The sequence below is a fragment of the Alterinioella sp. genome (assembly GCF_058343375.1).
The window spans coordinates 44726-57302 of the sequence record NZ_JBTUJH010000106.1; the positions used below are offsets into that span (position 1 = coordinate 44726).

Sequence of the window (12577 nt, forward strand, 5' to 3'; positions counted from 1 at the left end):
ACTTAACCTGAGTTGAGCGGGACGCGCCTTTTGCGCAAAAACAGGAGATTTCCGATGCGCCTGATCATCATTCTGGCCGGGGCCGCGATGGCCGCAAGTGCGTTTTTGAACTGGATGTCCTTGCCCTTTGCGGGCGGATTTACGCCCTGGGAGGCGCTGCGCCCGGTGCTTGGCCCCGATGCCCCGCTGGAGCTTTGGATTTTCGCCGGCACCTTTGCGCTTGGCGCTCTGGCCGCCCTTCTCGCCCTGCTCACAGGAGGCTCGCGACTGATCACGCTATTGGCCGGTCTGGCCCCGTTTGGCGCGGCGATCTGGAACCAGATGCAGGCCAATGACGCGCTTGGGATGGTGGGGATGAACCTGTGGGATTTCAGGGAAGATATCGGAAGCGCAATGGGCCAGATGATGGATCTGGTCGATATCGGTTTTTATGCCTATTGGGTCAGTGCGGTGCTGCTGATCGTGGCCGGGCTGTCCGCGGGCGGAGCCCGGCGCGATCGCGATCATGATGTGTTCTGAGACCGGGATGACCCCGGCGCGATGTTATTCGGCGACCGGGCCACAGCTGTTCACCAGTTCCTCATAGCGCTGCACGATCCAGCCGGGGGCGTCGCTTGGAATTTGTTCCTCGATCGTGCCCTGAATGGATTGGAATACTTCCGCAGACCGGCTGTCGGAGACCACCGCAATCGGCTCGGACCCGACCACACGGTCATAGGCAATCAGCGCGACGGCCACCAGAAGAACCCCGCGCGCGACACCAAAGAGGAACCCCAGGCCGGCATCCAGGCCCCCGATAGCCGAGCGTTGCACGGCAGAGGAAAAGAACGGCGTGAACAGCGAGATGATCACCAGCGCCAGTGCGAATACCGCCGCAAAGCCCGCAATCACCGCCAATTCGCACGATCCGTTCAGGAAATCGCCCAGATAGGGCACTTCGAACATCAGCTCCTTGGCGCGCGGCGCGAAGATAAAGGCCACGATGGCCGCCACGACCCATCCCGCAATGGACAGCGCTTCGCGCACGAAGCCGCGTGAATAGGCCAATATGGCCGAGATTACGATGAGACCGGCCACGACCGCGTCGAATAGGGTGAAGCCTTCCATGTCGGCCCTCTCGTTTTATTGCGGCCTGCGAGCCTACCCCGCGCCGAAAATATCGCCTGTAAACCGAGTCAGATCCGGCATCAGTTTCAAGTCCATACCAGCCCTGTCGGTGATTTTGCATCCCTCGGGGGCGATCGCTGATGAAAAACCAAGTTTCCGGGCTTCTTTCAACCTGTTTTCGGCCTGCGACACCGGTCTGAGCGCGCCAGAGAGAGAAAGTTCCCCAAAAACCACGGATGTGGCAGGCAGGGCGGTGTCTTCGCGCGCACTGAGCAGGGCGGCGGCCACGGCAAGGTCGGCCGCCGGTTCGCTGATCCGCATGCCGCCGGCGATATTGAGATAGACGTCGAGCCCCTGAAACGAGATGCCGACGCGGGCTTCCAGCACCGCGAGAATCATCGAAAGCCGCCCGCCATCCCACCCGACCACGGCGCGCCGCGGCTGGCTGAGCGATGAGGGGGCCACCAGAGCCTGAACCTCGACCAGCACCGGCCGCGTGCCTTCCATGCCCGCAAACACCACCGAGCCCGGCGCGCGTTCGTTGCGGTCACTGAGAAACAGCGCCGACGGGTTCGGAACCTCGGCCAGCCCGGCACCGGTCATCTCGAAAACGCCGATCTCATCTGCCGGGCCAAAGCGGTTCTTGACGCTGCGCAGGATGCGGAACTGGTGGCCGCGTTCGCCTTCGAAATACAGCACCGTATCGACCATGTGTTCGACCACGCGCGGGCCCGCGATCTGGCCGTCCTTGGTGACATGACCCACCAGCATGACCGAGGTGCCCTTGCGCTTGGCAAAACTGACCAGCTCTTGCGCAGTGGCGCGCACCTGAGACACCGAGCCCGGCGCGCTTTCAACGGTATCGAGCCACATGGTCTGAATTGAATCGATGATTGCGAGGTCGGGTTTTTCCGCGTCCAATGTGGTCAGGATATCGCGCAGATTGGTTTCGGCGGCCAGTTTCACCGGCGCATCACCCAGCCCCAGGCGCTGCGCCCGCATCCGGACCTGCGCGGTGGCCTCTTCGCCCGAGATATAGATGACCTTGAGCCCGGCGCGCGCGAAAGAGGCCGCCGCCTGCAGCAGCAGGGTGGATTTGCCGATGCCGGGATCGCCGCCCACAAGGCTGGCCGATGCCGCCACCAGGCCGCCGCCCAGAACGCGGTCAAGTTCGGCCATGCCGGAGCCGACGCGCGGCGGCGGGGCCTCCTGCGTGGTCAGATCGGTCAACACCATGCCCTTGCCCTTCATGCCGCCAAGCGCCTTGGTGCCGGGGCCGGTGGACAGCGGTGCCTCCTCCTGAATGGTGTTCCATTTCCCGCAATCATCGCAGCGCCCGGCCCATTTCTTATGGGCGGTGCCGCAGGCAGAACAGATGAACAGGGTGACAGGTTTGGCCATATCGGTGGCTTAGCTCAGAGCCCCCCGCTTGACCAGTGCCGCCGTGGCAAGGCTGATCCCAAGCGATGTGAGCGTGCAGGCCGTAAAGAGCCAAAGCCCCCAGGCGGTTTCGACGCGTCCCAGACCGATGCCCCTGGCCAGCAGGATATATAGCGCAATGAGAAAGACATCGGCCATGGCAAGCTTGCCAAGGGTGGTGAAGGCGGTGAGCAGCTTTGAAGGGGCCTGACGGAAATGGATCAGCGTCAGGCCGAGGGTTTTGACAATCGGGGCAGCGATGGCGAACAGGGCGATCAGGAGGGCCAGCAGGATGTCCTCCTGCCACAATGTCGAAATGCCCGAGAAGATGGAGATTTCATCAAGGGCAAAGAAGGGCAGAAGCCCCGCGCGCATCAGCGGTGCAGACCAGGAGATCGGGTAGAACACCAGAAGGCTGAGGTTGAGAAGGGTGAGAAATTTCAGAGCCATGGGGGCGAGATTGGAAGGTTCTGCGGGAAAGGCAAGGGGTGGTGGATGTGGACAGGGCAGGGGCGAGGGGCCAGCCCCTCGCGCTCCCCGAGGTATTTTCGCCAAGATGAAGGCGATTTTCGGCAAGTTTCAGAGATAGGCGAGTTGCCAAAGGGCAAAGAGGGACAGCGCGGCGGTCAGGGCGATGCGCAGGCCATGGTCGCGCCATGTCTGACGCCCCAGATCACCAAGGCCGCGATGGGCGGCATAGGCAAGGCCAGCTGCGATCAGGAGAGCTGCGACACCGGTGCTGCCGGGCAATCTGAGGATGCCTCCGGCGATAGCCACGATGAGACCGGCAATTATTGGCGGCGCGGCGCGGCGAAAGAGGTTGAGGATCATGCCCTTGCGGCGGGCGGCGCGTTCGCCGGTGGCGCGGCGCAGCCAGCCAAGGCCGGTGATGATGGCGTAGACGGCCAGGATGATGGCAAGCGGCACTGCGTAGCGGAGGAAGTCCATGGGCGCTGTTCCGATATGGTTGCTATCCGGGTAAGGAATGGAATCTGCGGATTTTGTGATGCGTGGCAAGGGGAAAACCCGCATCTGCCCTGCGACAGTTTTGGGTGGCAGGCCCTATCTGACAGTTTCGATCGGGCCCTCTGCGGCCCCGGTGATGAACTGGCGCAGATAGGGATCCTCGGCGGCATCCATTTCGGCCACCGGCCCTTCCCACCGGATTTTTCCCGCATGCAGCATGGCGACCCGGTCGGCAATGGCGCGCACCGACGACATGTCATGCGTTATGGTCATCGCGGTGGCCCCCATTTCCACCACGATTTCGCGGATCAGATCATTGATGACGCCTGCCATGATCGGGTCGAGTCCGGTGGTGGGTTCGTCAAAGAATATGATCTGCGGATCGGCAGCGATGGCGCGCGCAAGGCTGACGCGTTTTTGCATGCCGCCCGACAGCTCGGCCGGATATATTTCGGCCACCTCCGGCCCAAGCCCCACACGGGCAAGTTTGGCCAGCGCGATCGCGCGCGCCTGCTCTACCGGTTTCTTCAGCGAACCGCGCAACAGGCGAAAGGCGACATTCTGCCAGACCGGCATGGAATCAAACAGCGCGCCGCCCTGAAACAGCATCCCGAATTTGGCGAGAAAGCTGTCACGCTCGGCCCGGGCCACATCCTCGCCATCGAGCAGGATCTGGCCGGAATCGGGCGTGATCAGCCCAAGCACGCATTTCAGCAGCACCGATTTGCCCGTGCCCGATCCGCCGATGATGACGGTGCTGGACCCGGTCGCGACATGCAAATCGAGGCCGCGCAGAACCGCGTTGGACCCGAAGGCTTTATGAAGTCCGGTGATGTCGATCATGCGGTGAAAAAGAACTCCGTCAGCAGGTAATTGGTGGCCAGAATCAGGATCGAGGCGGACACGACGGCATTGGTCGTGGCCCGCCCCACACCACGCGCGCCACGGCCGGAATTCATCCCGTGATAACACCCCATCAGCGCCACGATGAAGCCAAAGAAAGCGCCCTTGACGAGCCCTGAGGCGATATCCCAAAACTCAAGGAAATCAACGGTGTTCTGGATGTAGTTCACCTGATTGAAGCCAAGCCGCGTGGTGCCGACCAGATAGCCGCCGAAGATGCCGATTGAATCGCCCACCGCCACCAGAACGGGCAATGTCAGCGTAGCGGCCAGAATGCGCGGCGCGGTCAGGTATTTCATCGGGTTGGTCGATAACGTGACCAGCGCGTCGATCTGTTCGGTCACCTTCATCGTGGCGATCTCGGCGGCAATGGCCGAGGCAACGCGGCCCGCCACCATGAGACCGCCCAGAACCGGCCCAAGCTCGCGCACCATTCCGATGGCAACGATGGAGGGGACCACGGCTTCGGCATTGAACCGCGACCCGCCGGCATAGATTTGCAGCGCCAGAGCGCCGCCAGTGAAAAGCGCGGTCAGCCCAACCACGGGCAGCGACAGCCAGCCGATCTGAATCAACTGAGTGAGAAATTCGCGCAGATACCAGGGCGGGCGCAGAATATGGGACAGCGCCTGAAAAAAGAACAGAGCCACCCGGCCGATCGCGGCCAGAAGCGTCAGCGAAGAGCGGCCAACAGATGCAACAGGAGAGATCGGGTTCATCATGCCTCGGCCCCGCTATGGATACGGGCGTAGCGCCCCCCGAGCGCGGTCAGAATCTCATACCCGATGGTGCCTGCCGCATCGGCCAGATCATCGACGCCCTGATGCGGGCCAAGAATGTCCAGGTGATCGGGCACGGCGTCCAGATTCGAGACATCGACGGTCAACAGATCCATCGAGACGCGGCCAACCAGAGGGCATGCGACATCGCCGGCAAAAACCCGCGCCCGCCCGCTCATCGCGCGGATAAGCCCGTCAGCGTAACCCGCTGATAACGTGGCGATACGCGATGGTTTCTGCGCCGTCCAGGTGGCCGAATATCCAACCGCTTCGCCACGGGCCAGATCGCGGATCTGAATGACCGGCAGCGACAGGCGCACCACCGGCAGGGCCGCCGTGAACGGCGCGCCGCCATAAAGCCCGATACCCGGACGGCAGAGGTCGAAATGATAGGCGGGGCCAAGCAGGATACCGCCGGTGGCGGACAGGCTGCGCGGCACGGACATGTCTGTGGTCATAGAGCGAAACCGGGTCAGCTGTGCGGCGTTCTGCGGATGGTCGGGATCATCGGCGCAGGCCAGATGGCTGATGACAAGCGTCAGCGCCCCGGCCGCAGCAGTATCGCGGCAGGCGGCCCAGTCGACGGGTGCCATCCCGAGACGGTTCATGCCGGTATCGAGCTGCACGCCAAAGGGCGCATCCTGCAGGCTCTCGCAATGTCGGGCCAATTGTTCGGGGCTGTTCAGCATTGGGGTCAGGAGGGCCTCGCGGATCAGTGGCGCATCCCCTGCCATATGGCCGGAAAACACAAATATATCGGCACCGGTGCCAAGAATTTTGCGCAGATCAGCACCTTCTTCCGCGCTGGCCACGAAAAACCGTCGCGCGCCCGCGCGCGCCAGCCGTCGCGCCGCCGGAGCGATGCCAAGCCCATAGGCGTCGGCCTTGACCACGGCGGCGGTTTCGCATGTGGTCATCGCATCCAGCGCGGCCCAATTGGTGGCCATGGCGTCAAGGTCGATATGAAGCGTTCCGGTTCCCATCGCGCTTTAGTCGGGCCAAGCCGCGCCGGGGTCAAGATGGTGTGTGCGGCAACCGCTGGACAATGAGTATTTTTGCAAAGAAGAAGCGACAATTTGATTAAAATTTGCCTTCTTCTTTGTCCAAATACTCAAATCCAGCGCTATCCACACAAAACCGAGCGGTCAGAACCCTTGATCCGCGCCCTGCTGCCAGGGCTTGACCAGGTTGCCGAATTTGGTGAAACGGCCTTCGAAGCTCAGCTCGATTGCTCCGACGGGCCCGTGACGCTGCTTGCCGATGATGATCTCGGCCTTGCCATGCAGCGCGTCCATATCCTGCTGCCATTTCGCCATGGCCTCCAGGTTTTCCTCACCCGGTTTTTCACGTTCTTTGTAATATTCGCCGCGATAGACGAACATGACCACATCGGCATCCTGCTCGATGGAGCCGGATTCGCGCAGATCGCTGAGTTGCGGGCGCTTATCCTCGCGGCTTTCGACCTGGCGTGAAAGCTGGCTGAGCGCGATGACCGGAATATTCAGCTCCTTGGCGATGGCCTTCAGGCCCTGGGTGATTTCAGAGACTTCGTTGACGCGGTTGTCGGCCTTGCCGGAGCCGCGCAGAAGCTGCAGGTAATCGATGATCAGCAGATCCAGCCCCTGGCGTGACCGTTTCAGCCGCCGGGCGCGGGCCGCGACCTGGGAAATGGGCAGCGCCGGGGTGTCGTCGATATAGAGCGGGCAGGCCTCCAGATCCTGGGCTGCGCGCAGGTAGCGTTGAAACTCCTGCTCATTCAGGTCGCCTTTGCGGATCAGTTCGGATGGCACTTCGGCGGCCTCCGACAGCACCCGCTGCGCCAGTTGGGCCGCCGACATTTCGAGCGAGAAAAAACCCACCACGCCGCCTGCAAGCGTGCCCTCGCTGCCATCGGTTTTCGGCCCGCGTTTCCAGGCCTTGGCGATATTGAAAGCGATATTGGTGGCCAGCGAGGTTTTGCCCATTGAAGGGCGCCCCGCCAGGATCAGAAGGTCGCTGTCATGCAGGCCGCCCAAAATCTTGTCCAAGTCCGCCAGCCCGGTGGAGATCCCCGCCAACCCGCCGTCACGATTATAGGCCGCATTGGCGATATCGACGGCATCGGTCAATGCGCGCAGGAAGCTCTGGAAACCTTTGGATGCGGTGCCGGTCGAGGCAAGCTGGAAAAGTTTTGCCTCTGCCTCGACGATCTGGTCATCGGGGCTGCTGTCATCGCGCACGGCCTGCGCGGTATCGGCGATATCCTTGCCCAGACCGATCAACGACCGGCGCAGGGCCAGATCATGGATCAGCTGCGCATAATCGCGCGCCGCCGTGGTGGCGATGGCGGAAAGCTGCATGCGCAAAAGATATTCCGGGCCGCCAAGGGCTTTGAGTCCGGGATGATCGGCCATGAAGTTTTTCAGCGTCGTGGCGTCGGTCTGCATGCCTTTGGTGATGCGCCCGGATGCCAATGCAAAGATATCGGCATGGACGGGGTCGTAGAAATGATCGGTCTTGACCAGGTCATCGACCCGGTCAAGCACGTCATTGGAGGACAGAATCGCACCAAGCAATTGCTGTTCGGCCTCGACATTATGGGGAAGTTCGGCAATCTCAGCAGGTTGCAGGGTGGCCCCCATCAGTTTTGCGACCTCGTTCATGCCTGCTGCCCTCGTTTTTATGCTGCCCGTTCCGGGGTGTCATAGCCCGGATCGGGGGCGTATCTCAAATTCAATGGAAGGCTTGACCGCATTTTCCTGTGGAGAATCTGGGGACAAGTTTGCCACCGCCTGTGGATAGGGTGCCCGGAGCCACATATAGCACATCCAGCCCCCGATTGTCTGCCCGGAACCAGATATTGTGGAAAACCTGTTGTTTCAGGCCGGGTTGCGCGCCGCGCGCCAGGCTTCGGGATCGGTCAGGAAGGTCTCGACCGAGGTCAGCGTCGCGGCGTCGAAATCGCCCGCGCGCCGCGCCTCTGCCAGCACATCCCACCAGGTGCAAAGGTAATGCAGATCAATTCCGTTTTCGCGAAGCAGCGGGATCGTGTCCTCGAATATGCCATAGTAGAAGATGACGGCCGTGTGGCCGCAGGTGGCCCCGGTCTTGCGGATGGCCTCGACGAATTTCACCTTGGAGCCGCCATCGGTGGTCAGATCCTCGATCAGCACCACACGATCGCCGGCGTTCATCTGGCCTTCGATCTGGGCGTCGCGGCCATAGCCTTTGGGCTTTTTGCGCACATAGGTCATCGGCAGGGCCATGCGTTCGGCGACCAGCGCCGCAAAGGGAATGCCCGCGGTTTCGCCGCCCGCGACATTGTCAAACGCCTCCAGCCCGGCATTGCGCATCAAGGTGCAGGTCAGGAAATCCATCAGCGTTGATCGGATCCGCGGGTAGGAGATCAGCTTGCGGCAATCGACATATGTCGGGGCCTGCTTGCCGTTCGAATGCACGTAAGGCGTGTCCGTATTGAAATGCACGGCCCCGATATCGAGCAGCATCCGCGCGGTCATCTGGGCCATGTCGGGCGCGGCGGGGTAGGTGCTTGGGATCATGGGGGGCCTCTTGTGGTGACCGGGGGAGCCTCCGGCGGGGATATTTGGTTGCGCAAAGAAGGCGGGGTCAGGTGACACGCCAATAGAGCGGGTGTCCGGGATCGAACAGGGTAACGGGGCCGTCATCGGTGGCGATCTGCGGTGGGTAGGCGAGCGCTGTGGCGCTTTTGACCATTGTGATGGTGTCTGTGTTGGGGGCCAGCCCGTAATGGGCCGGACCATTGAGTGAGGTGAAACCCTCGAGCCGGTCGAGCGCGCCTTCCTCCTCGAAGACATGGGCCAGGCAAGACAGCGTGTTGGTTGCGGTGAAGCAGCCGGCGCAGCCGCAGGCGGTTTCCTTGTTGGCATCGGTATGCGGCGCAGAATCGGTGCCCAGGAAAAAGCGTGGATTGCCCGAGGCGGCGGCGGCGCGCAGGGCTTTTTGATGGGTGGCGCGTTTGGCCACCGGCAGGCAATAGTAATGCGGTTTGATGCCCCCGACCAGGATATGGTTGCGGTTGATCATCAGGTGATGTGTGGTGATGCTGCCTGCGATCTGGCCGTCGGCCGCCGCGACATAATCGATGCCATGGCTGGTCGTGACATGTTCCAGCGTGACTTTCAGCCCCGGTGTGGCGCGGCGCAGCGGATCCAGCACGGTGTCGATGAACACCTGTTCGCGGTCGAAGATATCGACCTCGGGGTCGGTCACCTCGCCATGGATGCACAAGGGCAGGCCGATCTCGGCCATTGTCTCCAGCACATTGCGCACGCGGTCGACATCGGCAACGCCGGAGGCGGAGTTGGTGGTAGCCCCGGCCGGGTAGAGCTTGACCGCCGTGATCAGCCCATCAGCATGGGCGGCGGCCACATCTACCGGGTCGGTCTCTTCCGTCAGATAGAGCGTCATCAGGGGCGTGAAGCGGCTGCCATCGGGCAAGGCGTCCATGATCCGGTCGCGATAGGCGGCGGCCTGGCACCCGGTCACCACCGGCGGGATCAGATTGGGCATGATGATGGCGCGGGCGAAATCGCGGGCGGTTTCCGGCAACACGGCCCGGAGCATTGCGCCATCGCGCAGGTGCAGGTGCCAGTCATCGGGGCGGCGGAGCGTCAGCGTGTCTGTCATGGGCAAGGGGGCTACACGAGGGGGCGTGCCCTTGCAAAGCCGAAATATGCCCGCGCCGAGCGAATACGCCGAAAATCGCGCTGTCTGGCGGTTCCTGGGCGTGTGGCGGCGGCACCATGACGGGGCCGCCTGCAACCCCGGATATGGGGATCAACCCGGTCATGGTCCGGCGCAGTCTTCCGGCACCTTTTGGCCGGATAGCTCGAACCCCCGGGCCGAACCGCAGGCCGCAAAGACCTGTGCCTGATTGAACGATCCCGTGCCATGCGACGTCTAATAATGGCAATCGCGCGCGCCCTGGCGGCCCGATCTCGACCGGAAGGGCTGGTCAGATGGGGCGTTGCGCGCAAGTATGTCACATAGAAGGGGGCGGGCCGATTTGCCTTGCGCGCCGTTTTGTCTTTGCCGGAAAACCGATTTTCAAAGGAGTTCACCATGTTTCAGATCAAGGCCTTTACCGCCGCCCTTGTGCCTGCCCTTGTCCTTGGCGCAGGTGCGGCGCTTGCCGAATGTCCCCGCTCGACCGCCGATAGCGCCGACAGCATCTATGTCACATTCAACGAGTTTCACGTCCGCTATGACCTGTTGGCCGACGGCACCGTGATGGAAGAGGAAATACGTTTCGAGGATGGCACGGGGTTCCGCGTCAACAGCTGGCGCGGTGCCTTTGTATTGCAATCCTGGTCAACCGAAAACGGCCTGTTGCTGGCCGAAACCTCTGAGATCACGACCTGGGATGTGGGGGCCACCAACCTGCCGGTGCTGGCGACGGGGCAGACATGGTCCGGCAACTCGGTCCGGGTGCATGATGATGGGGACACGAATTACGAGACCGTGACCGTGGCCATAGACCCTGCGCGCGTGATGTCGATCGGCCCTTGCAGCTATGAGTCCTGGCCGATGAGCGTGACCACCGCCGCCGGTGGCGATGTGCCCGATTTCATTGATTACCTGACTTACCTGCCGTCGCTTGGCATCGCCATCTATCATGGCGGGGCCGAAGAGGGCGAACAGTTTACCCGCGCTGAGCCGACCAGCATCTCGACCACGCCGCCGGTGCGGGGCGATGGCACCTATCTGTTGCCGGATGCGCCGGTCAATGCGGACAACCCGACACCTGCGCAACCCAGCAAGTAAAGCCGTTGGAGATCAAGACAGTCACATTCATTTGCAGGTATTATATTTGTTATCAGTGGCATGGGGGCGGTATTGAACTAGGGGCTGACCCAGATAACTACCTTAGATGACGTCTAACCCATTGTCTTAGCTGTAATAACTGCGTTGATGGGTCACTGTTGTTAAATCTCCACTCGCATTCCTTCAAATATAGTCCGAATTGGGCTTTGGGAACACCGTTGAATTTACGCATATGGCGCTTGGCTTGGTTCCAGAAATTTTCAATGCCATTGATGTGATTGTGACGATCTGCAAAGAGCTTAGAATGGTTGATCCTGAAATGGTGGAAGTCCGAGACATCCAGCGTGTTGTAGCCCTGCCAGCAGTCGGAATAGACGATTGAATCGGGCACCACCTTGCGCTTGATAATTGGCACCAATGTAGCCCCTGATGCGTCTGGGATAATCTTGGCGTAGACCTTCCCACCCCTGTTTAACAGGCCAAAAACCGGCACCTTACCCGCTGCGCCACGCCCGCGTTTCCCTTTGCGTTTGCCACCAAAATAACTCTCGTCGACCTCTATCTCACCGCCGAACATGGCCGCGCTCTCGGCCTCCAGTTCATAAGCAATGATCTCGCGCAGGCGCAGGAAAAAGAACGCGGCTGTCTTGCGGTTCACGCCACACAAACTGGCGGCGGTTCTGGCCGTCGAACCCGAGACAAAATGCTCGGTTAGGCGGTCCTGTTTATAGTGGCTGAGTCGGCTCTTTCGCATACGGCCCATGATAACCCCTTTTTTGAGTTATCTGGGTCAGCCCCATGATCTGATACTTTTCAATCTCTTGCGAGTAGCCTTGTCATGCGCTTGATATGGGCGATGAGGACCCAAGCCTCGGCACTCGCAATGGTTTTCTCCCAGTCCTTTGCCAATCGGCGGCATTTTCCGAGCCACGCAAAGGTGCGCTCAACAACCCACCGACGGGGGAGAACCTCGAACCCTTCGGCGGTGTCGGAGCGTTTCACGATCTGAATAACCCAGCGGCCAATGCTGGTCAGAGCATCGCGCAGTTTCGGCCCGCCATAGCCTCCATCCGCAAATACATGGCGCAGTTTTGGAGCTTCACGGGCCAGTTGACGGAACACCTCCGGGGCACCGTCACGGTCCTGAATACCGGCACTATGAACGCGAAGTGCAATCAGATGGCCGCAGGTATCGGTCATGATGTGACGCTTGCGGCCTTTGATACGTTTGCCAGAATCATAGCCGCATATCCCGCCGTTTTCAGTGGTTTTCACGCTCTGACTATCAATTACACCCGCTGTTGGCTGGCGATTTCGGCCTTCGGCCTCACGCGCCTGTGCAACCAGTTCCCGATTGATCTCGGCCAGCAGACCGTTGTTGCGCCAGCCGTAGAAATAGTATCGAACCGTCGATACCGGCGGAAAGTCTTTCGGCAAAAGCGACCACGCGCACCCCGCTGATGCAATATACTGGATCGCATCCCAGACATCGCGAAGATTGACCTGGCGTGGCCTGCCAAGCAGGTTTGGACCGGGCAGCAGCGGCGCAACAATCGCCCATTCTCTGTCGGTGACATCGCTTGAATATCGCGCGCTTTGGCGCTCATATCGGTTCCGGG

Annotated in this window: 14 protein-coding genes; 2 read left to right on the forward strand and 12 right to left on the reverse strand. The window is 61.2% G+C overall.

Annotated elements, in window-relative coordinates; translation table 11 throughout:
* Positions 1-54 precede the first annotated feature (54 nt).
* Complete coding sequence (locus ACW8PS_RS14420; RefSeq protein ID WP_491528195.1) at positions 55-519, forward strand: hypothetical protein; 465 nt, start codon at positions 55-57, stop codon at positions 517-519.
* Positions 520-543: 24 nt separating this feature from the next.
* Here the strand turns inward: ACW8PS_RS14420 and ACW8PS_RS14425 are convergent, their stop codons facing one another.
* The 10 genes from ACW8PS_RS14425 to pyrC form a co-directional block, all read right to left on the reverse strand.
* Positions 544-1107: a CvpA family protein gene (locus ACW8PS_RS14425; RefSeq protein ID WP_491528196.1), complete on the reverse strand. Its 564-nt coding sequence runs from the start codon at positions 1105-1107 to the stop codon at positions 544-546.
* A 33-nt stretch (positions 1108-1140) separates the two neighbouring features.
* On the reverse strand, positions 1141-2508 hold the full coding sequence (gene radA / locus ACW8PS_RS14430) for a DNA repair protein RadA (protein ID WP_491528197.1): 1368 nt from the start codon (positions 2506-2508) through the stop codon (positions 1141-1143).
* A 9-nt stretch (positions 2509-2517) separates the two neighbouring features.
* Entirely contained in the window at positions 2518-2976 is a 459-nt protein-coding gene (locus ACW8PS_RS14435; RefSeq protein WP_491528198.1) for a paraquat-inducible protein A, read from the reverse strand.
* A 129-nt stretch (positions 2977-3105) separates the two neighbouring features.
* Complete coding sequence (locus ACW8PS_RS14440; RefSeq protein WP_491528199.1) at positions 3106-3474, reverse strand: hypothetical protein; 369 nt, start codon at positions 3472-3474, stop codon at positions 3106-3108.
* Positions 3475-3588: 114 nt separating this feature from the next.
* Positions 3589-4335, reverse strand: a complete 747-nt coding sequence (locus ACW8PS_RS14445; RefSeq protein ID WP_491528200.1) for an ABC transporter ATP-binding protein — start codon at positions 4333-4335, stop codon at positions 3589-3591.
* Positions 4332-5114, reverse strand: a complete 783-nt coding sequence (locus ACW8PS_RS14450; RefSeq protein ID WP_491528209.1) for an MlaE family ABC transporter permease — start codon at positions 5112-5114, stop codon at positions 4332-4334. Before ACW8PS_RS14450 ends, ACW8PS_RS14445 begins: the two co-directional genes overlap by 4 nt.
* Positions 5114-6157 (reverse strand): alanine racemase, encoded by a 1044-nt coding sequence (gene alr, locus ACW8PS_RS14455; RefSeq protein ID WP_491528202.1) that lies wholly within the window; start codon positions 6155-6157, stop codon positions 5114-5116. Before alr ends, ACW8PS_RS14450 begins: the two co-directional genes overlap by 1 nt.
* A gap of 162 nt (positions 6158-6319) precedes the next feature.
* Positions 6320-7816 (reverse strand): replicative DNA helicase, encoded by a 1497-nt coding sequence (locus ACW8PS_RS14460; protein ID WP_491528203.1) that lies wholly within the window; start codon positions 7814-7816, stop codon positions 6320-6322.
* Positions 7817-8032: 216 nt separating this feature from the next.
* The gene (locus ACW8PS_RS14465) at positions 8033-8713 is read right to left on the reverse strand and encodes an orotate phosphoribosyltransferase (RefSeq protein ID WP_491528204.1); all 681 of its coding nucleotides are present in this window, start codon (positions 8711-8713) and stop codon (positions 8033-8035) included.
* Positions 8714-8780: 67 nt separating this feature from the next.
* A complete protein-coding gene (gene pyrC, locus ACW8PS_RS14470) occupies positions 8781-9821 on the reverse strand; it encodes a dihydroorotase (protein WP_491528205.1) in 1041 nt (346 codons plus the stop codon).
* A gap of 435 nt (positions 9822-10256) precedes the next feature.
* On the opposite strand from pyrC, the gene ACW8PS_RS14475 reads away from it, so the two are divergent.
* The gene (locus tag ACW8PS_RS14475) at positions 10257-10958 is read left to right on the forward strand and encodes a hypothetical protein (protein ID WP_491528206.1); all 702 of its coding nucleotides are present in this window, start codon (positions 10257-10259) and stop codon (positions 10956-10958) included.
* A gap of 97 nt (positions 10959-11055) precedes the next feature.
* Here the strand turns inward: ACW8PS_RS14475 and ACW8PS_RS14480 are convergent, their stop codons facing one another.
* Together ACW8PS_RS14480 and ACW8PS_RS14485 are read right to left on the reverse strand one after the other, a co-directional pair.
* Positions 11056-11712 (reverse strand): IS1595 family transposase, encoded by a 657-nt coding sequence (locus ACW8PS_RS14480; protein WP_491528210.1) that lies wholly within the window; start codon positions 11710-11712, stop codon positions 11056-11058.
* Positions 11713-11771: 59 nt separating this feature from the next.
* A partial coding sequence (locus tag ACW8PS_RS14485; RefSeq protein ID WP_491528207.1) for an IS5 family transposase occupies positions 11772-12577 on the reverse strand: 806 nt, incomplete at its 5' end.

Bases quoted from the DNA above. Each gene is read 5' to 3' on its own strand.
- ACW8PS_RS14420 (WP_491528195.1), top strand. From the start codon at position 55: ATGCGCCTGATCATCATTCTGGCCGGGGCCGCGATGGCCGCAAGTGCG.
- ACW8PS_RS14425 (WP_491528196.1), bottom strand. From the start codon at position 1,107: ATGGAAGGCTTCACCCTATTCGACGCGGTCGTGGCCGGTCTCATCGTA.
- radA (WP_491528197.1), bottom strand. From the start codon at position 2,508: ATGGCCAAACCTGTCACCCTGTTCATCTGTTCTGCCTGCGGCACCGCC.
- ACW8PS_RS14435 (WP_491528198.1), bottom strand. From the start codon at position 2,976: ATGGCTCTGAAATTTCTCACCCTTCTCAACCTCAGCCTTCTGGTGTTC.
- ACW8PS_RS14440 (WP_491528199.1), bottom strand. From the start codon at position 3,474: ATGGACTTCCTCCGCTACGCAGTGCCGCTTGCCATCATCCTGGCCGTC.
- ACW8PS_RS14445 (WP_491528200.1), bottom strand. From the start codon at position 4,335: ATGATCGACATCACCGGACTTCATAAAGCCTTCGGGTCCAACGCGGTT.
- ACW8PS_RS14450 (WP_491528209.1), bottom strand. From the start codon at position 5,114: ATGAACCCGATCTCTCCTGTTGCATCTGTTGGCCGCTCTTCGCTGACG.
- alr (WP_491528202.1), bottom strand. From the start codon at position 6,157: ATGGGAACCGGAACGCTTCATATCGACCTTGACGCCATGGCCACCAAT.
- ACW8PS_RS14460 (WP_491528203.1), bottom strand. From the start codon at position 7,816: ATGAACGAGGTCGCAAAACTGATGGGGGCCACCCTGCAACCTGCTGAG.
- ACW8PS_RS14465 (WP_491528204.1), bottom strand. From the start codon at position 8,713: ATGATCCCAAGCACCTACCCCGCCGCGCCCGACATGGCCCAGATGACC.
- pyrC (WP_491528205.1), bottom strand. From the start codon at position 9,821: ATGACAGACACGCTGACGCTCCGCCGCCCCGATGACTGGCACCTGCAC.
- ACW8PS_RS14475 (WP_491528206.1), top strand. From the start codon at position 10,257: ATGTTTCAGATCAAGGCCTTTACCGCCGCCCTTGTGCCTGCCCTTGTC.
- ACW8PS_RS14480 (WP_491528210.1), bottom strand. From the start codon at position 11,712: ATGCGAAAGAGCCGACTCAGCCACTATAAACAGGACCGCCTAACCGAG.